Genomic DNA, 19,931 nt, shown 5'->3' with positions numbered 1-19,931 from the left:
AGGCATTGTTAGCGTGCGCGCTACGCCCATGCAATAGCTCTGCAATCGGTCAGGCGTTGCGTGCATACGCATGACAAGCATTTACGAGCAGATCGGCGGCGCCGAGGCACTCGAGGCGGTTGTCGAGGACTTCTACGGCCGCGTGCTGGCCGACGACCAATTGGCCGGTTTCTTCTCCGGCACCAACATGGCCCGGCTCAAGGGAAAGCAGGTGGAGTTCTTCGCTGCCGCGCTCGGCGGCCCGGATCCCTATACGGGAGCTCCCATGCGGCAGGTGCATCAGGGCCGCGGAATCACCATGCACCACTTCACTTTGGTGGCGGGTCACCTCACGGACAGCCTGTCAGCGGCTGGTGTGCCCGAGGAGATCGTCGGCCAGATCATCAGTGCGATAGCGCCGCTGGCTGACGACATAGCCACCGCGCGCAGTGCCTGACCTGCGAAGCAATAGTGAGTGCCCCCACCAGGGCTCGAACCTGGGACCTGCGGATTAAAAGTCCGTAGCTCTACCAACTGAGCTATAGGGGCGCGATGCATCAGGATACTGCGTGCCACTGGGCGGCTCGTTTGAGGATTGGGGTCCGGGTACCCTAAGCTATCGAGGCTCCCAACGTCACAGCGTTGCGAGTACCCCGGAGAGATTCGGCTGGCCCCCTTCGTCTAGCGGCCTAGGACGCCGCCCTTTCAAGGCGGTAGCGCGGGTTCGAATCCCGTAGGGGGTACGCGCGGCGTCCGTACGATAGGAGCCGCACAGCGAGGAAAAGCAAGGCCCTGTGGCGCAGTTGGTTAGCGCGCCGCCCTGTCACGGCGGAGGTCGCGGGTTCAAGTCCCGTCAGGGTCGCCAGTTTGGCGAGGCACTTGGGTAATAGCGGTACGGGTGCCTTCCGGCCAGGTAGCTCAGTTGGTACGAGCGTCCGCCTGAAAAGCGGAAGGTCGCCGGTTCGATCCCGGCCCTGGCCACCAAGTAGTTCGGCCGCGCAGCGCCGTTTGCTCTCGTCTTCGGGCCGATAATTTGCGGATCTGGCCGGCGGTTGAGCCAAATGAACTGCTGCCAGCAGGACGTATCTCACGTGTCCGAACTCAGATCGTTCAGCGAGTCGAGCGCAGTCGCGATCTTGTCGAGCTCGTCGTCGAAGAGGTGTGTGCGTTGGTGTGGGCGGTGACCGTAATCGACGCGTTTTCGATGGCCTTCTACAGCAAACCGAAGATCCGTGCCCGCCTCGGGGGCGTTGCTTCCCCACCTACCGGCCGCAGCCAATTCCCGCCCGCGGTTCCAGGGATGCGCAGATTCCCCTCTTTGACCTTGAACGTTGAGATATACCTAGTTATGTCAAGCCGGTTCTGCCATGGTTGGAGCAACGTGAATTCACCCCGCAAGATCACTGGCGCCCTCGTCGCTGGCGGCGTCGCAAGCGGACTATTCGCAAGCGCCGGATTGGGGTTAGCCCCGACAGCGAATGCGACCTGTGCGTCAATCTTCGGAATCGGCAACAGCGCCGAATGCACCAGCACGCTGTTCAGCGTCGCCTTCGCAATCGGCGACGGAGCGGAGGCCCACGCCGATGGGGTCTTCGGCGCGGCTTTCGTCGTCGGTCCGAACTCCACCGCCACCACAAGCCCGGGGTCTTTCCTCAACTTGGCCCTCAGCCTCTTCGGCAGCAACAACACCGTCACGGCACAAGGTGGCATAGCGAACTGGGCCACCAACATCGGCGGAAACATGAACACCGTCACGACACAAGGCAGCGTGGCGAACACCGCCACAAATATCTTCGGCAGCAACAACAACGTTTCGACACAGGGCGGCTACTTGAACTGGGCCCGAAATGTGTTCGGCGACACCAACACCGTCACGGTACAGGGCGGCTATGCAAACTGGGCTCGAAACTTCTTCGGCAGCGGAAACAACGTCACGATACAAGCCGGCTATGCAAACACGGCCCGAAACCTCTTCGGCGACAATAACAAGATCACGGTACAAGGCGGCTACGGGAACTTTGCCCGAAACCTGTTCGGCGACACCAACACCATCACGACACAGGTCGGTTATTCAGACGTGGCCACCAATTTCTTAGGCAGCAACAACACCATCACGTCGAAGGGCGGGTATTTCAATGGGGCGAGGAACATCATCGGCAGCGGCAATGAGCTATCCGTCGGTGGCCCCGGCAGCAACCTGAACTTGGGCGTTAACATCTTCAGCAATGGCAATAAGCTGTCCGCAGGTGGACTCACCAGCAACCTGAACGCCGTCCTCAACACCGGCGGAGGCGGCAACACGATCAGCGCCGGTGAGAGTCCGTCCGGGCCCGGCAACTTGAACGCCGGGTTCAACTTCTTCGGCAGAAACAATACGGTCGCAGCCGGCCCCGGTCCGTTCGCGCTTGCCGGTTCCGTCTTACGGGACGGTCAAACCATCACCAAGATGAACCCAGGCATCGCGATCAACAACTTCCGCGTCGGTGGGACGGCGGCGCCGAGCGGCCAAAGCGGCGCAACGAATGTCAACGCAGCGGGAGCGCCCACCGGAACCAACAAGATAAGCAATGCGACGGCCAACCCAGCTGGAGCGCCCACCGGAACCAACAAGAAAAGCAATGCGACTGGCAACCCAGGTGGAGCGCCCACCGCAAGCAACAAGAAAAGTAATGCGACTGGCAAGCCAACTGGAGCGACCTCTGGAAGCAACAGGATAAGAGGCAACGGCCACCGCGGACCCGGTGAGTGAAGCAAGGGGCCGGTGAGCGATTCCCCCACAGGGTGGGCTGTTTAGCTCGTGGGCATGTCAGGTGGTGGCACGCCGCACGGTCCACGTCCGATTAGAGGAATCCCCCAATGCTGAAGGTCGCCGGTTCGATCACGGCCCTGGCCACCAAGCAGTTTGTCGCTCAAGGCATTACGTCGCGATGGTCGATTACCCCGATCGCGCGACGACCCTGGCACGCATCGTTCCATAGCCAAGCGCCCTGACAAGCCGTGCATTCGGGCAAATTTCTTGGCTATCCACACGACTCGGCCAGTTCACTAACTAGTTCGGGGAACCGACGACCGCAAGAGCTGCCGAACGCTGCGCCTTATCAGGTCAACTGAATTGTCAGAATGGCTTCGTCATAGAAGTTAGCGAGACCATCGATCACCTGGTCGAAAAGCGAAGGATAGAGGTTTGCGCTCCGCCTTGATTTGACCGGCACCGAGCAACGTGATAATGGATGATCCATACTGGCCACAGCGATGACAGTGCGCTGTGGCAAGAATTCATACATAATCTGCGGATCGTATATCACTGAAATTGCATTAACTACGTAGGCGTTAATTAAATCAGCTGAGCGACTTGCCAGACGCGAGAACAATTCCTGACTGAATGTCGCAATACATGCTATTTTCTTCGCGTGTATCGATCGGTATCGCCGCAGCGCCATTGCGTGGCTGCCGCGAGACGGGCCGCACCGTGAGCCCGGTTGTTGGCAAATCCCCAATATCCGTCCACTTGTAAGGAAGAACCGATGGCCCAGCTACCGAATCGTCTTCCGGCAGTCGCGGCAGCGTCTGTAACTACCGCCTTCTTGTTTGCGTTCCCGTCCGTCGCTCTGGCGGACGACGGGACGTCCGGCGCTTCGGGCACGACCGGAGGGGACTCCACGGGCGGCACGTCCGGTACGACGGGCACGACGGAAGGCACTGGCACGACGACGCCGACTGCCGCGTCCGACCCGGTCGGTGAAGCGATCGGGTCGCTCATCAAGACCGTGTTCGGCGACGGGCGAACCGGTGCACCCACCCAGCATCCAGTCGGCACCAGTCGGGTGGTGACCGGTACCCAGCCCGCGGCTCCCGCAGACACTGCGGCCCCTGCCGCTGCGGGTGAAACCGTCGCTGCCGCTGCCGCAGGAGCCACCGCGCCGGAAGCCGCCGCCCCCACCGCGAGTGTTGCGGCGGCCGCCGCCGATCCTGCTGCTCCGCCACCGCAAGATCCGTGGCAAGCGCTTGTGAACTGGTGGACCGGGTGCTCGTGCGAAGTCGAACCGCCGCCGCCCCCGCCCCCTCCTCCGCCACCGCCCGATGAAGAGGACCAGCCCGGCATTGGTTTGCCGATATTTTTCCCGGGAGTGCCCGGCTTGCCGCGGGTGAAGGCAGGCTGCGGCCCCTACGTGCCCGGACTTGCCGTTCCGCCTGCACCACCGGTCGTACCACCGATGCTCGGCCTGCCGCCGGTCGGCGGCGGCGCGCCCGGCGGCGGTGGTGGTGGCGGCGGCGGAGCGCCGATTGCTCTCGCGAGCGGCGGCCCCGCTGTGTACACGCCGGCGTCATACGGCGGCGGCTTGACCTTCTTGACCGGCAGTGACGAAGGCAACGCAGGCGGGGAGTTCCCGATTGTGGTGTCGGCGTTCATCGTCGCGGCCGGTGGTGGCTACATCTTGTGGAGGCGGAATGCGGAGCGTCCGACGGGCAGGCATCGGCGCCATGGCGCTTCTCGTCGCCATCTCGGCGTCGGCGTGCGCAGCTGAAAGCGAAAGCGCGCCAACTACTTCCGCCGCAACAGCATCTCGGGTAGCCACCCCGATACCGATTGCTGCACCGGTCACGCCCCCGGTGACGAGCGCAGTTCCGACAGGGCTATCCATCCCCGCGCTTGGACTCACGGCGTCAGTGCAGGAGATGGCCGCCTCGGAGTGTCCCGTGCTCAACCCGCCAACAGTCGACGAGGCCTATTGGGTGGGGTGCCGCTCGAAACCCGGAACCGACTCGGACGGAACGGTATTCATCATCGGCCATGCGGTCGCGGGAGGGCAGGGTGTGTTCGCCCGCCTGCAACAGCTGGCGGTCGGCGACGACGTCGAGGTCACGACGCCGTCGGGAACTCTGACCTATCGCGTCGAGCGCACGGTGAACTACGCCAAGTTCGGCGAGGTGCAAGACTCGCCCGAGGTGATGGAGAAGGTTCCCGGACGGTTGGTGCTCGTCACCTGCCTCCTCGCTCCAGACGGGGCCTCGACGGACAAGAACTTCCTCGCGCAGGCCCAGCTCGTCGCCTCAGCCACAAATCACTGAAGGCAGCGCGGCTGTTAGGGCCCGCCGCAGTACGATGCCTGTGACATGAGAGGTTTCGCGTGACGACGGTCAAGACGTCGTCCACCGCCGTGCAGCAGCGGCGCGCCGACGACGATAAGAGCAACTTTCGCCAGCGACTGCTCGATGCGCTCGAGGCGTGCATCGCCGAGGACGGCTATCCGGGAACGACAGTCGCCGACATCGTGCGGCGGGCCAGGACGTCTCGGCGCACGTTCTACGAGCACTTCGACAGCAGGGAGGCCTGCTTCATCGCGCTGCTGACCGACGCCAATGCCGAGCAGGTCCGGCAGATTTCAGCCGCGGTCGATCCGAACGCACCGTGGCGCAGCCAGGTCCGGCAGGCCGTCGAGGCATGGATCTCTTCAGGCGAATCCCGGCCTTCGCTGATGTTGAGCTGGATTCGCGACGTGCCATCTCTGGGCGCGGGTGCGCGCCGCTTGCAACGCGACGTGATGGAGAGCTTCATCGAAATGGTGCAGGCGCTCGGTGCCACCAACGAGTTTCGCGCCGCAGGCATCGGTCCGGTATCACGTCAGCGGATCGTCATGCTTCTCGGCGGCCTGCGCGAACTGACCGCAAGCACCGTCGAGGAGGGCGGTCGGATGAGTGATATCACCGAAGAAGCGGTCGACGCGTCGATCGCGCTGCTCACGCCGCGCACGCATGAGGACTAGTTCACGCTCGCCGCATAGCGCTGCAAGCCGTCAGTCGCGACGGAATCGCCTGCGGCCGAAGGGGTGAACACGACGTCGTCGTCGATCGGGCCGCGGCGCAGCAACCTGACGTCGCGCACGTAGTTCTGGTGCAGGCGCCACGGCGTCTCCTCACCCTGCTTGGGCAGGTCGGCGACGGCTCGCTGCACGTAGCCCGACGCGAGGTCGAGGAACGGGCTGGCCGCGGTTGCACTACCGGCATCCGGTGTCACTGACGCGTAGCCGTTTTCGTCCATGTGCTCGAGCAGACGGCACACGTACTCGGCCACGAGGTCGGCCTTGAGCGTCCACGACGCATTCGTGTAGCCGATGGTCCACGCGAAGTTGGGCACGCCCGAGAGCATCATTCCCTTGTAGGACACCGTCTCTGACAATTCGACGGGTCGTCCGTCGACTTCGAGCCGCATACCGCCGATGGCAAGCAAGTTGAGTCCCGTGGCGCTGACGATGACGTCGGCCTGCAGTTCTGCGCCTGAGCGCAATCGAATGCCGCTCTCGGTGAACGTCTCGATGTGGTCGGTGACGACGGAGGCGCGTCCACTGCGGATCGCCGTGAACAGATCTCCGTCGGGAACCAGGCACATCCGCTGGTCCCACGGGTTGTACGAGGGAGCGAAGTGGGTGTCGACGGCATATCCCTCGGGCAGTTGCCTGGCGGCCGCCTTGCGCAGCATGGACTTCATCAACTCGGGCCGTCGCCTGCTCAAGTTGAAAATCGCGATGGCCTGCAATGCGTTCTTCCACCGCACGATCGCGTAGGCCAACTTCGGCGGCAGCGATGCTCGCAATCGGTCGGCGATCGCGTCACTGGCCGGCCGCGCCGCGACGTAGGTGGGGGAGCGTTGCAGCATCGTCACGTGAGCCGCCGACTCGGCAAGCGTTGGGACCAGCGTCACCGCCGTCGCTCCGCTGCCGATCACCACCACCTTCTTGTCGCGGTAGTCCAGATCCTCAGGCCAATGCTGCGGATGGATGATCGGCCCGCGGAAATGCTGTGCGCCAGGGAATTTCGGGCTGAAGCCCCCGTCGTACCGGTAGTAGCCGGAGCAGACGTACAGAAACGCGCAGCTGAACAACACGGTTTCGCCAGTGTCGGCGCGGTGCACCTCGACCGTCCAGCGTGCCTCGTCGCTGCGCCAACTCGCTTTAACCACACGGTGATTCAGCCGAATGAGCTCCTGGACTCCGTACGCTTCCGCAGTATCCCGGATGTAGCGCAGAATACTGGGCCCGTCGGCGATCGCCTTGGGATCGGTCCACGGACGGAATCGGTAGCCAAGCGTGAACATGTCGGAGTCCGACCGGACGCCCGGGTAGCGAAACAGATCCCAGGTGCCACCGATCGCATCGCGGGCTTCCAGCAGGACGACGGACTTTTCCGGCCGTGCTTGCCGCAGTTGGCACGCAGCGCCAACCCCGGACAACCCCGCCCCGACGATCAGCACGTCGGTGTATTCGATCGGTCCACTCGTCATTGGGAGCCACCTGTCGCTCGGCGGTACGATCAAGTACCGTGTTCGGTACCAGACGGTACCACTATTAGGCGTGTGTGCAAAGAGCCTTGACCGCCATCGGTACTAAGGCGTACCGTCACCGGTACCTTGAGGTACCGACGAGGAGGCGAGATGGCCGAAGCGACGACCGATCCTGTACGGCTGCCGCCCGCGCCGCGCATCCCGAAGATCCTGCAAGGAATCGGATTCGTCGCCGCCAGGGAGAAGTCGGTGGCCGCATTGGCCAAGCGATACGGGTCGGCGTTCACGCTGCGACTGCCGATCTTCGGCGAGACCGTCGTGGTCAGCGACCCCACGCTGATCAAGGAACTGTTCACCACCAACACCGATCTGGTGGCCAGGGCGGGCGTCCTCGGCGAGATGTTCGGCCCGGGTTCGACCTTCAGCCTCGACGGCGCAGAGCACCGCGAACGCCGCAAGCTTCTGGTGCCGCCCTTCCACGGCAAGCGGATGGCCGCCTACGAACAGATCATCGAAGAAGAGGTCATGCGCGAAGTCGCTTCATGGCCCCAGGGCCGCGAGTTCGAGACGCTGCCGTCGATGATGCGCATCACGCTGAACGCGATCCTGCGAACCGTGTTCGGCGCTGAAGGCCACGCGTTGGACGAACTTCGCCAACTGCTGCCGCCGATGGTGCTGCACGCGTCGAGAATGGCGGTGCTGCCACCAGTGGTTCGCCGCGACGTCGGCCCGTGGAGCCCAGGCGGGAAACTGGCGGCGCATCGACGGCGCTACGACGAGATCATCGAGCGTCTGATCGCCGATGTTCGCCGCGATCCTGGCTTCGAGGAGCGCAACGACGTCCTGGCGCTGATGCTGCAGGCCCGCTACGACGACGGGACGCCGATCTCCGACGAGCACGTGGCCGACGAACTGCTCACCTTGCTTGCGGCGGGACACGAAACCACCGCGACGACGCTGGCATGGGCGGTCGAACGGCTGCGGCGTCATCCGCGACTGCTCGCGCGGCTGACTGCAGAAGCAGACGCTGGAGGGTCGGAGTTGCGGCAAGCGACAATCTGGGAGGTGCAGCGCACACGACCGGTGATCAACGGGACCGCGCGGATGACGAAGAAGCGAATGCGGCTGGGCGAGTGGGTGATTCCCGAACGCCACGCGGTGCTGGCGAGCATCTCGCTTGCGCACGCCTCGGAGAGCAGCTTTCCCGACGCCAAGGTGTTCAACCCGGACCGATTCGTCGGCAACCCGCCGGACAACTACGCGTGGATTCCGTATGGGGGCGGTGTCCGCCGCTGCATTGGAGCCGCGTTTGCCAACATGGAGATGAACGTCACGCTGCGCACGCTGCTGCGTGAATTCGAGTTCGGCACCACATATGCGCCTGACGAGCGACTGCACTCTCGCGGCGTCGCCACCGCACCGGCGCAGGGCGGTCGTGCCGTCGTGTACCGGCGGCACACGTCGGCGGGCCGGGACGCGCAGCGGGCGTCGGCATGAGCGGACCAGAAGCCGTCGTCGGTGTAGGCCGCGGCATCGAACTGTGTTACGACCAGGCCGGCGATCCCGCGCACCCACCGATTCTGCTGATCGCCGGTCTCGGACAGCAATTGCATTCATGGCCGGGCGATTTCGTCAGCGCGCTGGCAGGCCGCGGCTATCGGGTGACGCGATTCGACAACCGTGACGCCGGGCGGTCCACGCATATGAGCTATCCGCCGCCGAATCCGGTGGCGATGTTCCGGGGTCGCAACCAGTACCACCTCGGCGACATGGCGCGCGACACTGTCGGATTGCTCGACGAGCTCGGGTACCGCGACGCGCATCTGGTCGGAATTTCGATGGGCGGCATGATCGCCCAGACGGTTGCCGCGCACTATCCGGGCAGGGTCAGCAGCCTCACGTCGATCATGTCGACGACCGGCGCGCCGCGGCTGGGCCGTCCGGCGCTGTCGACCTGGCGGCGGATGCTGACGTCGCGGCCGCCGCGAACGCGCACCGAGGCAATGGAGCGCGCGGCGAACATGTTCTCCCACATCGGCTCTCATGGATTCCCGTTCGATGGGCACGCGGTTCGCGAGAACGCCGGAATCGCATGGGACCGCGACCCCACGGCCGGTGGTGTCGTGCGCCAGCTGGCCGGCATCTTCGCCTCGGGTGACCGCACCAACGAGCTGAGCCACATCGATGTGCCGACGCTCGTCATCCATGGCGACCGCGACCGCATGGTCCATCCCAATGGTGGTGAGGCGACCGCCCGGGCCATTCGCGGCGCGAGACTGGAGACGATCGAGGGCCTCGGTCACGACCTACCAATCGGGGCATGGGGCCGAATCATCGACCTGATCACCGAACACACCCGGGCAGCCGCCCGGACCGCCGAACTCGAGGAGCATGCATGAGCAAGTCGCAACGCAGAACGATCAGCGGCCGTACCGTCGTCATCAGCGGCGCGGCATCGGGAATAGGCCGTGCTCTGGCGCAACGACTTTCGGCACACAGTTGCCCGGTCGCGATCACGGATGTCAACGAGACGGGCCTGAAGGAGACCGAGGCGTCCCTGCCCGGACCGGCGTTGGTGCGGGTGCTCGACGTCCGCGACGCCGACGCGCAGCGCGACTTTGCCGGCGAGGTCCGCGAGTGGGCGCCGAAGCCCATCGGCGCCGTGTTCAACAACGCCGGTGTCGCCGTTGCCTCGAGTGTGCTCGAATCGATTCCCGAGGACGACAATTGGCTGTGGGACATCAACTTCCACGGCGTCGTCAACGGCACGCGTGCCTTCTTGCCGATTCTGGTCGAACAGGACGAGGGCGCCATCGTGAACACCTCGAGCGTGTTCGGGTTGGTCGGCATGCCCAATCAAAGCGCTTACTGTTCTGCGAAATTCGCCGTCCGTGGCTTCACCGACTCGTTGAGGCAGGAGCTGCGCGGGACGGGTGTCACCGCAATCAACGTTCATCCGGGCGGCATCGACACCAACATCGTCCGCAACGCGCGATTCCGCAAAGATCCAGAAGGACGCGGCCGGACCCAAGATCAGATGGCGCAGGAGTTCGCGGCGATCACGATGACAAAGCCGGACAAGGCCGCCGAGATCATCCACCGCGGCGTGGAAGCCGGCAAGGCGCGCATCCTCGTCGGCCCCGACGCGTACATGTTCGACGTGCTCGGCCGGATCGCGCCGACGCACTACTACGATCTGCTCGGTCAGTTGGAAGGCTTCCTCAGAAGGCGCAGTCAGGCCAACGCGCGGGACGTCTCCGTTTAGGTGCCGGCTTCGCCGACGAGCGCGAGCAATTCGCTGCGGCCGATCTGTGTGACGAGGCTGGCGGTATCGAAGTAGATGCGCTCGTTGACGATGCGGTCGCCCTCGAAGTAGAACACCGCGATGACTGGCACGCGAAACGCCTTGCCCGTGGGCGGCAAGCCGTAGAACTCACCGAGATTCGTTCCGAGCAGGTCGAATTCGACGATGACGGCATCGTCGGCAACGTGGAAGCGGGCATTGTCGTGCCGCTGGTCGGGGAACGCCGTTCTAGTCGTGAGGTAGTAACCCATCACTTCGTCGTCGCCGTCGAAGACCTGGCCGGTGGCCATGATCTCGTAGTGCGGATGACCGTTGAAGGTGGCCAGTGTCGCGTCGAACTCCTTGGTCACCTCGGTGTCCATGTGTTCTCGGATAACGGCGAGGCGACGCTGCCGCAAGTCGTCGGTGATCATGGTTCTCCTAACTTGCTTTGGTCACAGCGCGTGTGAGCAGGCGCAACAGCACCTGGCTGAGCACCGCCAGCGGTGCCTTGATCAACGGGAACGTGGCCGTCGAGGAGATGGTGTAACTGATGCGGGTCTGCGGACCTTCGTCGGTCAGTCGGACCTCACCGGCGTATCCGGGAAATGGCGTGCCCGACAAGGCTTTATACCCGAACAAATGTGGCCGCTGGTAGGTGACGACCTCTTCGACGATGGCCGGCCCTGGACCGGGTGTCGTGATGCGGCGAACCGCACCGACGCCATTGGCCTCCTCTGTGCCGGACTTGTCTAGCGTGACCGTGACACCGGGTCCCCAGTTGCTCATGCCGACGTGATCGGTGAGGGTGCCCCACACGACGTCGATGGGCGCGGCGACGGTGGCGTGCGACGTGGCTTGCATCGGATCTCCTGCCTAGGCGGTGGCGAGGGCGTGCTCGTAGAGCGACGGATCGTGTGAGCAGATCATGTACAGGTCGGGTTCTTTGCGCCGGTACAGTTCGGCGAGCCGGGCGTGGTTGTCCTGCACACGTTTTCGATCGAACGCGATGAGCGGCTCCATCACCGTGACCACACGCGGAACCCGTGAGGTTCCGTCGACGGTGCCGGGATGGTAGAAGGCGTCGCCGCAATGCAACACCCAGCGGTGGTCGGCGTCGACGGCCACACAGGCATGGCCGCGGGTATGGCCAGGAAGCGAAATCAGTGCGATGCCCGGCGATATCTCGTCGAGTTCCTTCGCCGCGGCGAATCCCCGCCACTTTTCACCGTCGGGCGTGTGCTCCACGATTTTGGGGCCATGCGCCCACTGGGCGGGGCGGAAGCGAAGTGTCTCGTGCAGCGATGGGGCCTTCATTGCGCCGCGCGCTTCGGCGGCGGTGACGTGTACCTCGGCGTCAGGAAAGTCGGAGAGGCCGCCGATGTGGTCGACGTCGAAATGCGTCACGACGATGTGTCGAACGTCTTCGCGGCGAAATCCGAGTCGCTCGACCTGGCTGGCGGCCGTCTCGTTGTGATTGAACGTTGGCCGGACAAACCGCCTCGTGGGTCCCACGCGCCGCGCGGGGTCGTCGCAATCGTGTGAACCGAAGCCGGTGTCGATCAGAACCAGACAGTTCGCGCCCTCGACGAGCAGCACATGGCAGACCATTCGGTTGGTGCCGGGGGGATGCATGGTTCCGCAGTTGAGGTGGTGAACCTTCACCTCTGCAGTGTGCTGGATGCTGCCCTCAGGCGCGAGAGTCGACGGACACCGCGGACTTCTGGTGGCGGCGCTGGCGTTCGACGGTCGCCAGGTAGAACGCCCAGGCGAACGAAAAGCTCGTGAACAAGCTGCTCACGAAGAACAACCAGGGATGGTTGATGCCCCGTCGCCGGCCGTCGATGATGGTGAACAGCGGCAGCAGGATCACGTTGCCGATGGTGTAGTCGGCACTCGCGGAGCTGGCCGCAGGGTTGTCGTACCCCAGCGCGATGAACTCGGCCCAGCTGCCAGGACCCCACAGCACGTTGTGGGAACCGGCTGTCGCGTACTCCTGCACGTAGCGGAAATTGAAGTACCAGCACAGCGGGATCGATGCGACGCCGACAACGTAGTAGACGATCTCCAGCGTCGACGACTGTGAGCTGCCGTTGACGCGGGCGAAGATGCCCGGATTCAGCTTGATGACGACGGCGATCACGACGACCGCGAGGATGGCGTGAACGACCAGGGCGACCATAGCGGTAGTCTCGCCACTGTCCGAAGTTTTGTCAATATTGACATTTCAGCGGTTGGGGTACTTTACGCACATGGTCCGGCCTGCCCAGACAGCCCGCAGCGAGCGCACCCGCGAGGCGCTGCGGCAGGCGGCGCTGGTGCGGTTCATCGCCCAGGGTGTGGAGGAAACGACCGCCGAGCAGATCGCCGCCGACGCCGGAGTGTCGCTGCGGACCTTCTACCGACACTTCACGTCCAAACACGACTTGTTGTTCGCCGACTACGACGCGGGCCTGCACTGGTTTCGGGCCGCGCTGGCGGCACGTTCGCCCGACGAGACGATCATCGAGTCGGTGCAGACGGCGATCATGGCGAGGCCGTACGACGACTGGGCCGTGACTCAGATCGCCGCGCTGCGTGCACAGGAACTCGATCCGAGCCGCATCGTCCGGCACATTCGCCAGGTCGAAGCCGACTTCGCCGAGGCGATCGAGGAGCACCTCAGCGAGGACAACGCGCCCGCGCCGGGTACCGGAGAGCGGATGCGGATGACGGTGACCGCGCGATGCATCGCGGCCGCCGTCTTCGGCGCGATGGAGGTATGGATGCTCAGCGAGGACCGCTCACTGCCCGAGTTGGCGCGGCTGTGCCAAGAAGCGCTGGAGACGATCGGTAAGGGGATCGTCGACTCGCCCTAAGCAAAGTTTCGTCAATATTGACAAAACTTGGTTGTCCGTGTCAGCCTCAGCCGATGGCGGATTACGACGCGATTGTCATTGGTGCGGGCCACAACGGATTGACCGCGGCCACTCTTCTGCAGCGTGCGGGGTTGAGCACACTGTGCCTGGACTCCAAGCTCTACGCCGGCGGGATGGCCTCGACGGTGGAGCTCTTCGACGGATACAAGTTCGAGATCGCCGGCTCGGTGCAGATCCCGACCTCGGCCGTCGTGAGCCGTGAACTCGGCCTCGACGAGCTGCCGACCGTCGACCTCGACGTGATGTCGGTGTCCCTGCGCGGCGTCGGCGACGAACCGCTCGTCTATTACACCGACCCGATGAAGCTGCTCACGCACATCAACGAGGTGCACGGCGCGGAGGCCGTCAACGGGATGGCGGGTCTGATGGCCTGGTGCCAGGCGCCGACGCGGGCACTTGGCAGGTTTGAGGCCGGCCAGCCGCCGAAAACGCTTGACGAGATGTACGCCTGCGCGACAAACGAATTCGAGCGATCGACGATCACCGACATGTTGTTCGGCTCAGTCACCGACGTGATCGACCGCTATCTGCCTGACAAAGAGAAGAACGGCGCGCTGCGCGGCATGCTGTCGCTGCTGGCGTGCAACACCACGTATCGCGGGCCTGCGACTCCCGGCACCGCTGCGGCGTTGGCCTACGGGTTTGCGGTGCCAGACGAGAACGCGCTGCTCGTCAAGAAGCTGCAGGGCGGCATCGGTGCGTTGACGCAGCACCTGTGCGACGTATTCGCCTCCAGCGGTGGGGAATTGCGGTTGCGCGCGAAGGTCGAAGAGATCCTCGTTGCCGACGGCCGGGTCACCGGTGTGCGCCTCGAAGACGGCTCGACGCTCACCGCGCCGATCGTCATCTCTGGGATAGCGCCAGACCTCACGATCAACGGACTCGTCGACTCGAACGCAGTTCCTGCGGATATCCGCGAGCGGTTCTCCCGCGTCGATCATCGCGGCAGCTATCTGCAGATGCACTTCGCGCTCGACGGGATACCGGAATTTGCGGCGCCGTACGAACTGCTCAACGATCCCGCATTGCAGTCGAACATCGGCATTTTCAGCACGCCGGAGGAGCTGCAGCAGCAGTGGGAGGACTGCAGACATGGCATCGTCCCTGCCGATCCGTCGATCGCTGTGCAGATCCCATCCGTCAACGACCCGAGCCTCGCCCCGCCCGGCAAGCACGCGGCGTCGGCCTTCTCGCTGTGGTTCCCGATCGAGGAGAGCGACAAGAGCTACGGCGAGATGAAGGTGGAGATGGGCCAGCGGGTGATTGACAAGATCACCAAGCTCGCGCCGAATTTCGAAAGCCTCATCATTCGGCATACCACGTTCACCCCGAAACACATGGGCACGATGTTCGGTGCGCCTGGTGGCGACTACTGCCTCGGGCTGATCCACCCCGACCAGATCGGATTGAACCGGCCGGGGCCGAAGGGCTATGTGGATCAACCGATCCCGATCGAGGGCCTGTATCTGGGCAGTGCCGGCTGCCACGGCGGCCCTGGCATCACCTTCATTCCGGGATACAACGCCGCGAAGGAGGCGCTCGCCAACGTGGGCTAAACGCCGACCGCGCGTTCCAGTTCCTTCAGCGAGTCCTCGAGATGTCCGAGCAGTCGCTGCAAGTGCGGCACGCTGCGCCGGCAGCCGACGAGCCCGAAGTCCAGATTGTCGGAGTTGTTGCACAGCGTGATGTTGAGCGCCTGACCGTCGAGCGCGATCGACAGCGGATAGTTGCCGTCCAAACGTGCGCCCTTCCAGTACAAGGCGTCACGTGAACCCGGGACGTTCGAAATTACGATGTTGAACGGTGGCCGGGCGTAGGACATGAAGCCGGGAAGGACCGTCAGCGCCATCGGCGACATCAGCAGCGCAGAAAGCGCCAGCGCCTGCATCTTCGGCAACTGCGAGAACACTTCCTTATTGTCCCGCATCGAAATGTTAATCGCCTCAAGGCGTTTGGCCGGATCCTCGGTGTCGGTCGCGAGATTGCACAGCAGCACGCCGGTCATGTTGCCGCCGCTGTCGGCGTCGGCCTCTGAACGCAGGCTCACCGGGACCATCGCGATCAGCGGCGCGTCCGGCAGCGCGTTCTGATCGATGAGGTAGTGGCGCAGCGCGCCGGCGCACATCGCGAGCACGACATCGTTGACGGTCACGCCCGCCGCCTGCTTGATGCGCTTTATGCGGTCGAGGGACCACGACTGCGCGGCCACCCGGCGGGCTCCGCCGATCGGAACGTTGAACATGGTGCGGGGCGCGCCGAATGGCAGCGTCAGCTGCTGTTCGAGCAGCGCGGCGCGGGCCAACGACAGCGTCGAGGGCGCAAGCGCTGCGACGGAACCCGCTGTCCGGGTCACGGTCTGCAACAACGACGAATCGTCGGGCGCCGCCGGCCGCCGCCTGGGCGGCAGATTCCACGGCACGCGAACCTCGGTGTCGTCGGGATCAGGGGACAGCGTGCGCTGCGTCAGCTTGAGCGCGGACACCCCGTCGATCAGGGCATGGTGAAACTTGACGTACACCGCGAACCGGCCGTCGCTGAGACCTTCGACCAGATGGGCTTCCCACAGCGGCCGGTGCCTGTCGAGCAGCGTGCCGTGCAGGCGCGACGTGAGCTCCAGTAAGTCACGGACGCGGCCCGGTGCGGGCAGTCCCGACCGGCGCAGGTGGTAGTCGAGGTCGACATCGTCGTCCAGCGTCCAGCCGATGTTGGCGATACCGCCGAAAAGGGTGGCCGGGTGTTTGCGGAACGTCGGCTGGAAATCCTGGTGGGCGGTCATGTCCTGATGGAGTTCACGCAGGAAGTCCGACCCTGAGATGCCGTCGGGGGGTTGATACAGACCCAGGCCGCCGACATGCATGGGGTGTTCGCGTGACTCACCCAGCAGGAATATCGAATCCGTCGGCGAGATCAGCTTCATGGTGCACTCCTTTGTGGGTCTGCCCCTTTCTATGCCCGGATGACCGGATAAGCCAACCTTTGGCCGTTTCGGTTTCGCACTGTCGCCAGAGGGGAACCACGGCGGGGTGGGAGTGACCGTGGCCGTCACCGGCCCGACGGGGGAGATCGGCGTCTCGACCGTCGAGGCCCTGGAGCGTGCACCCGAGGTCGAGCGCATCATCGGGATGGCCCGCCGCCCGTTCGACCCGGCCGACCATGGCTGGCGCCGAACCGAATATCAGCAGGGCGACATTCTCGACCGCGACGCCGTCGATGCGCTGGTGGCCGACGCCGACGTGGTGATCCACCTGGCGTTCATCATCATGGGCTCCCGCGAGGAGAGCGCCCGCGTGAATCTGGACGGCACGCGCAACGTCTTCGAGGCGACGGTCGCGGCCGCGCGTCCGCGGAGGCTGGTGTACACGTCGTCGGTGGCCGCGTACGGCTATCACTCCGACAATCCCGTCCCGATCACAGAGGATGTACCGCCGCGCGGATCGCCCGAGCATTACTACTCCGAGCAGAAGGCCGCGTGCGAGGCAGCGCTGGAGGAGATCACCGGCGGCTCGTCGCTGGAGGTGTATGTGCTGCGGCCGTGCATAGTTGCAGGGCCGAAGGCGCCCGCGTTGGCCGAGGCGATGCCATGGAACCAGTTGCCCGGTCCGGTCAGGCGCTTCACCCAGGCGCTGCCGCTGCTCAAACCGCCGTTCCCCGATCCGGGCACGCCGGTGCAACTCGTTCACCACGACGACGTCGCCGCGGCAATCGCCTTGGCGGCAACGACTTCCGCGCCGCCGGGCGCCTACAACATCGCAGGCGACGGGGTGCTGTCGATGTCCGACGTAGCCGAAGCGCTTGGCGCCCGTCCGGTGCGGGTTCCGAGGATCGCGGTGTCGACGGCGTCGGAGGTCATCGCCCGCCTGCCGTTCGTGCCGTCGGCAATGGAATGGCTGCATGTCGGCCGCACTTCGGTGGTGATGGACACCACCAAGGCCAAGACGCAGCTGGGCTGGACGCCGAAATACACTGCAGCCGAGACACTGTCGGCGTTGGCCGCGTCTATCTAGTTCACTGCGTGTGGTCGCCGGTGTCGGCGGGGCCGCCGGGTGTGGCACCACCCTCGTCCGACCAGTCGTTGCCTTCGCCTGCGCTCCTGGCTGGATCGGTCACGACGTCGTCGTCGGCGCCTTTCGCGCCCGAGTCGGATTCGGCCGCCTTGGGCTTGTTGCTGTTCACCGGTAGTGACTACCCCGTCCCCGGGCTCGGAAACGTCGGCGCGTCCTCACTCGCGGTTACGGAGTTGCGTGACCCAGTCCTTGGGTACCCGACCGGCGGGGCCGGGAACGGGCTGATCGGACGGGTGACACTCCGGCGCAGCGAGTTCCGGCCCGTCGTAGTACTCATTCGTGGCGTAGTTCCAGAACCAGTCCTCGCCAGGCTCGAACGATCGGATGATGGGGTGTCCGGTTTCGCGCCAATGCGCCGACGCGTGCCGCGCGAGCGAGTCGTCGCAACACCCGATGTGCCCGCAGGCCGCACACCGGCGTAGGTGCACCCACCATCCGCCGACCGCATCGCACTCGACGCAGCCTTCGCCGCTCGGCGGAATCGTGGGGTCTACATCGGTGCTCATGGTCCGCGAGCCTACCGGCACTGCTCGAATCGCCCCGGCAACACTTAAAATCAATACGATTCGATCGAAATGAGCGAAACCAAATGCGTTGGGGCAACCAGCGAATTGCGTTTATTGACGGGCTGTTTGCTTATTGTGCCGCGTTGACGGCTAACCCGTGCTCTCCTAGCGTCCCGCCCAAGCTTGACGACGATAGGAATGCATGTGGGATCGGCAGGACCATGCTCACGCACCGCGGCGATGGCGCCGCTGTCGTCACCTCGCGCGTGCGCCTCTTGGCGAATGACGTAGTCCGATGCCGCTATCTCTCGGCAGTCGAGCCTGATGGGGGTCGCCTGGTCTAAGCCCGCTTTCGCCATCGGGGATTTCGTCGTCCTCGTTGGGGAGACGTTCGCGGCGATGTCACGTCCACCGTTCGCCTGGCGCGAGTTGCTGGATCAGATCTGGTTCGTGGCAAGGGTGTCGATCGTGCCGACGCTCGTGCTGTCGATTCCCTACACGGTGCTCATCGTCTTCACACTGAACATCGTCCTGCTGGAGGTCGGTGCCGGCGACTTGTCCGGTGCTGGAGCAGCGCTGGCGTCGGTGACCCAGGTGGGACCCGTGGTGACGGCGATCGTCGTCTCCGGTGCGGGTGCGACAGCGATGTGCGCCGATCTGGGTGCCCGAACGATTCGCGAGGAGATCGACGCGATGAAGGTCATCGGTGTCAACCCCATTCAAGCTCTCGTGGTGCCGCGCGTGATCGCCGCGACTTTCGTTGCGCTGATGCTGTATTCGGTAGTCGCCGTCGTCGGGCTGTCCGGCAGCTATTTCTTCGTGGTGTTCGTTCAGCACGTCACGCCGGGCGCGTTCGTCGCCGGGATGACACTGCTGACCGGCCTGCCGCAGGTGGTCGTGTCTCTGGTCAAGGCGTTGTTGTTCGGTCTGTCGGCCGGGTTGATCGCGTGCTACAAGGGGTTGCACGTCGGCGGTGGGCCCACGGCGGTCGGAAACGCCGTCAACGAAACCGTCGTGTTCGCGTTCATGGCCCTGTTTCTCATCAACATTCTGGCCACCGCGTTCGGCGTGAAGGTCGCGCCGTGACAGACGTCGGTGTGGTTGACAGGACCCGCAGGCTGGGAGAGCAGACCGCCTTCTACGGTCGGGCGCTGTGGGCTACCCCCGATGCCGTGCGGCGCTATCCGGCCATGGTGTTGCGCCAGATCGCAGGCATGGGCATGGGCACCGGGGCGTTGGCCGTCATCGGCGGGACGGTGGCCATCATCGGTTTCCTCACGCTGTGCACCGGCGCGCTGATCGCCGCGCAGGGTTACAACACGCTGTCCAACGTCGGGATCGAAGCCCTCACCGGCTTCCTCGGCGCGTTCCTCAACGTTCGCTTCATCGCACCGGCAACCGCGGGTGTGGCGCTGGCCGCCACCATCGGCGCAGGCGCCACCGCGCAAATCGGTGCCATGCGCATCAACGAGGAGATCGATGCGCTCGAGGTGATGGGGATCCGGGTGATCACGTACCTGGCCTCCACCCGGATCGTGGCGGGCGTCGTCGCGGTCATTCCGATCTACACGGTGTCTGTGTTGATGTCGTTTCTGGCGACCCGGTTCGGGACGACGATCGTGTACGGGCAGTCGCGTGGCGTCTACGACCACTACTTCACGACGTTTCTGCAGCCGACCGACCTGTTGTGGTCCTTCGTGGAGGCGTTGTCGATGGCGGCCGCCGTGATGGCGGTGCACACGTACTACGGCTATACCGTCACCGGGGGTCCGGCCGGCGTCGGGGACGCGGTCGGCCGCGCGGTGCGAACCTCGATCACCGCGGGCGTGTTCATTCTGTTGACCATCACACTGTCGGTGTACGGGCAGTCGGGCAACTTCCATCTGTCGGGGTGAGGTGGAA

The 19,931-nt window shown here is 64.5% G+C and carries 21 protein-coding genes and 4 tRNA genes; 16 read left to right on the top strand and 9 right to left on the bottom strand.

Annotated elements, in window-relative coordinates:
- Positions 1-70: 70 nt before the first annotated feature.
- Positions 71-436, top strand: a complete 366-nt coding sequence (locus tag ACWW36_RS05275) for a group I truncated hemoglobin (RefSeq protein ID WP_456140541.1) — start codon at positions 71-73, stop codon at positions 434-436.
- 19 nt (positions 437-455) lie between these two features.
- Here the strand turns inward: ACWW36_RS05275 and ACWW36_RS05270 are convergent.
- Positions 456-528, bottom strand: a tRNA-Lys gene (locus ACWW36_RS05270).
- 121 nt (positions 529-649) lie between these two features.
- Between ACWW36_RS05270 and ACWW36_RS05265 the strand changes: the two genes are divergently transcribed.
- The 7 genes from ACWW36_RS05265 to ACWW36_RS05235 all read left to right on the top strand — a co-directional run bounded on the left by ACWW36_RS05265 (position 650) and on the right by ACWW36_RS05235 (position 5,744).
- Positions 650-722: transfer RNA gene (locus tag ACWW36_RS05265), tRNA-Glu, on the top strand.
- 45 nt (positions 723-767) lie between these two features.
- Positions 768-844 (top strand) — tRNA-Asp (locus ACWW36_RS05260).
- A 42-nt stretch (positions 845-886) separates the two neighbouring features.
- A tRNA-Phe gene (locus ACWW36_RS05255) sits at positions 887-963 on the top strand.
- A 196-nt stretch (positions 964-1,159) separates the two neighbouring features.
- Positions 1,160-2,728 (top strand): hypothetical protein, encoded by a 1,569-nt coding sequence (locus ACWW36_RS05250; protein WP_456140540.1) that lies wholly within the window; start codon positions 1,160-1,162, stop codon positions 2,726-2,728.
- A 775-nt stretch (positions 2,729-3,503) separates the two neighbouring features.
- Entirely contained in the window at positions 3,504-4,505 is a 1,002-nt protein-coding gene (locus ACWW36_RS05245; RefSeq protein WP_456140539.1) for a hypothetical protein, read from the top strand.
- An 85-nt stretch (positions 4,506-4,590) separates the two neighbouring features.
- Complete coding sequence (locus tag ACWW36_RS05240) at positions 4,591-5,049, top strand: class F sortase (RefSeq protein ID WP_456140538.1); 459 nt, start codon at positions 4,591-4,593, stop codon at positions 5,047-5,049.
- Between the two features lie 59 nt (positions 5,050-5,108).
- Complete coding sequence (locus tag ACWW36_RS05235; RefSeq protein ID WP_456140537.1) at positions 5,109-5,744, top strand: TetR/AcrR family transcriptional regulator; 636 nt, start codon at positions 5,109-5,111, stop codon at positions 5,742-5,744.
- Here the strand turns inward: ACWW36_RS05235 and ACWW36_RS05230 are convergent.
- A complete protein-coding gene (locus tag ACWW36_RS05230; RefSeq protein WP_456140536.1) occupies positions 5,741-7,258 on the bottom strand; it encodes a flavin-containing monooxygenase in 1,518 nt (505 codons plus the stop codon). The two genes, ACWW36_RS05235 and ACWW36_RS05230, sit on opposite strands and share 4 nt — an antisense overlap.
- Positions 7,259-7,408: 150 nt before the next feature.
- Here ACWW36_RS05230 and ACWW36_RS05225 point away from each other — a divergent pair, with 150 nt between their 5' ends.
- Genes ACWW36_RS05225 through ACWW36_RS05215 form a run of 3 tightly spaced genes read left to right on the top strand, consistent with a single transcriptional unit; the run spans position 7,409 to position 10,523 of the window.
- Positions 7,409-8,755: a cytochrome P450 gene (locus tag ACWW36_RS05225; protein ID WP_456140535.1), complete on the top strand. Its 1,347-nt coding sequence runs from the start codon at positions 7,409-7,411 to the stop codon at positions 8,753-8,755.
- Positions 8,752-9,657: an alpha/beta fold hydrolase gene (locus tag ACWW36_RS05220; protein ID WP_456140534.1), complete on the top strand. Its 906-nt coding sequence runs from the start codon at positions 8,752-8,754 to the stop codon at positions 9,655-9,657. Before ACWW36_RS05225 ends, ACWW36_RS05220 begins: the two co-directional genes overlap by 4 nt.
- A complete protein-coding gene (locus ACWW36_RS05215; RefSeq protein ID WP_456140533.1) occupies positions 9,654-10,523 on the top strand; it encodes an SDR family NAD(P)-dependent oxidoreductase in 870 nt (289 codons plus the stop codon). Before ACWW36_RS05220 ends, ACWW36_RS05215 begins: the two co-directional genes overlap by 4 nt.
- Here the strand turns inward: ACWW36_RS05215 and ACWW36_RS05210 are convergent.
- The 4 genes from ACWW36_RS05210 to ACWW36_RS05195 are packed head-to-tail and all read right to left on the bottom strand — an operon-like array spanning position 10,520 to position 12,723.
- Complete coding sequence (locus ACWW36_RS05210; RefSeq protein ID WP_456140532.1) at positions 10,520-10,975, bottom strand: ester cyclase; 456 nt, start codon at positions 10,973-10,975, stop codon at positions 10,520-10,522. The genes ACWW36_RS05215 and ACWW36_RS05210 overlap by 4 nt on opposite strands.
- Before the next feature lie 7 nt (positions 10,976-10,982).
- On the bottom strand, positions 10,983-11,405 hold the full coding sequence (locus ACWW36_RS05205) for an SRPBCC family protein (RefSeq protein WP_456140531.1): 423 nt from the start codon (positions 11,403-11,405) through the stop codon (positions 10,983-10,985).
- A 12-nt stretch (positions 11,406-11,417) separates the two neighbouring features.
- Positions 11,418-12,206, bottom strand: a complete 789-nt coding sequence (locus ACWW36_RS05200; protein ID WP_456140530.1) for an MBL fold metallo-hydrolase — start codon at positions 12,204-12,206, stop codon at positions 11,418-11,420.
- A 25-nt stretch (positions 12,207-12,231) separates the two neighbouring features.
- Positions 12,232-12,723 carry a DUF2834 domain-containing protein gene (locus ACWW36_RS05195; RefSeq protein ID WP_456140529.1) on the bottom strand — a complete coding sequence of 164 codons (492 nt, stop codon included), beginning with the start codon at positions 12,721-12,723 and terminating at the stop codon, positions 12,232-12,234.
- Positions 12,724-12,793: 70 nt separating this feature from the next.
- Between ACWW36_RS05195 and ACWW36_RS05190 the strand changes: the two genes are divergently transcribed.
- Entirely contained in the window at positions 12,794-13,399 is a 606-nt protein-coding gene (locus ACWW36_RS05190) for a TetR/AcrR family transcriptional regulator (RefSeq protein ID WP_456140528.1), read from the top strand.
- A gap of 53 nt (positions 13,400-13,452) precedes the next feature.
- A complete protein-coding gene (locus ACWW36_RS05185; RefSeq protein WP_456140527.1) occupies positions 13,453-15,015 on the top strand; it encodes a phytoene desaturase family protein in 1,563 nt (520 codons plus the stop codon).
- Here the strand turns inward: ACWW36_RS05185 and ACWW36_RS05180 are convergent.
- On the bottom strand, positions 15,012-16,376 hold the full coding sequence (locus ACWW36_RS05180; RefSeq protein ID WP_456140526.1) for a WS/DGAT/MGAT family O-acyltransferase: 1,365 nt from the start codon (positions 16,374-16,376) through the stop codon (positions 15,012-15,014). The genes ACWW36_RS05185 and ACWW36_RS05180 overlap by 4 nt on opposite strands.
- A gap of 106 nt (positions 16,377-16,482) precedes the next feature.
- On the opposite strand from ACWW36_RS05180, the gene ACWW36_RS05175 reads away from it, so the two are divergent.
- On the top strand, positions 16,483-17,463 hold the full coding sequence (locus ACWW36_RS05175) for an NAD-dependent epimerase/dehydratase family protein (RefSeq protein WP_456140525.1): 981 nt from the start codon (positions 16,483-16,485) through the stop codon (positions 17,461-17,463).
- A 1-nt stretch (position 17,464) separates the two neighbouring features.
- On the opposite strand, the gene ACWW36_RS05170 is transcribed toward ACWW36_RS05175, so the two are convergent.
- Both ACWW36_RS05170 and ACWW36_RS05165 read right to left on the bottom strand, forming a co-directional pair.
- Complete coding sequence (locus ACWW36_RS05170) at positions 17,465-17,632, bottom strand: hypothetical protein (RefSeq protein WP_456140524.1); 168 nt, start codon at positions 17,630-17,632, stop codon at positions 17,465-17,467.
- A 46-nt stretch (positions 17,633-17,678) separates the two neighbouring features.
- A complete protein-coding gene (locus tag ACWW36_RS05165) occupies positions 17,679-18,029 on the bottom strand; it encodes a UBP-type zinc finger domain-containing protein (RefSeq protein ID WP_456140523.1) in 351 nt (116 codons plus the stop codon).
- 324 nt (positions 18,030-18,353) lie between these two features.
- On the opposite strand from ACWW36_RS05165, the gene ACWW36_RS05160 reads away from it, so the two are divergent.
- Positions 18,354-19,115: an MlaE family ABC transporter permease gene (locus tag ACWW36_RS05160; RefSeq protein WP_456140522.1), complete on the top strand. Its 762-nt coding sequence runs from the start codon at positions 18,354-18,356 to the stop codon at positions 19,113-19,115.
- On the top strand, positions 19,112-19,924 hold the full coding sequence (locus tag ACWW36_RS05155) for an ABC transporter permease (RefSeq protein ID WP_456140521.1): 813 nt from the start codon (positions 19,112-19,114) through the stop codon (positions 19,922-19,924). Before ACWW36_RS05160 ends, ACWW36_RS05155 begins: the two co-directional genes overlap by 4 nt.
- Positions 19,925-19,931: the final 7 nt, after the last annotated feature.

This window comes from Mycobacterium sp. MMS18-G62, from assembly GCF_053877835.1.
This window is presented reverse-complemented; position numbering and strand designations above follow the sequence as displayed.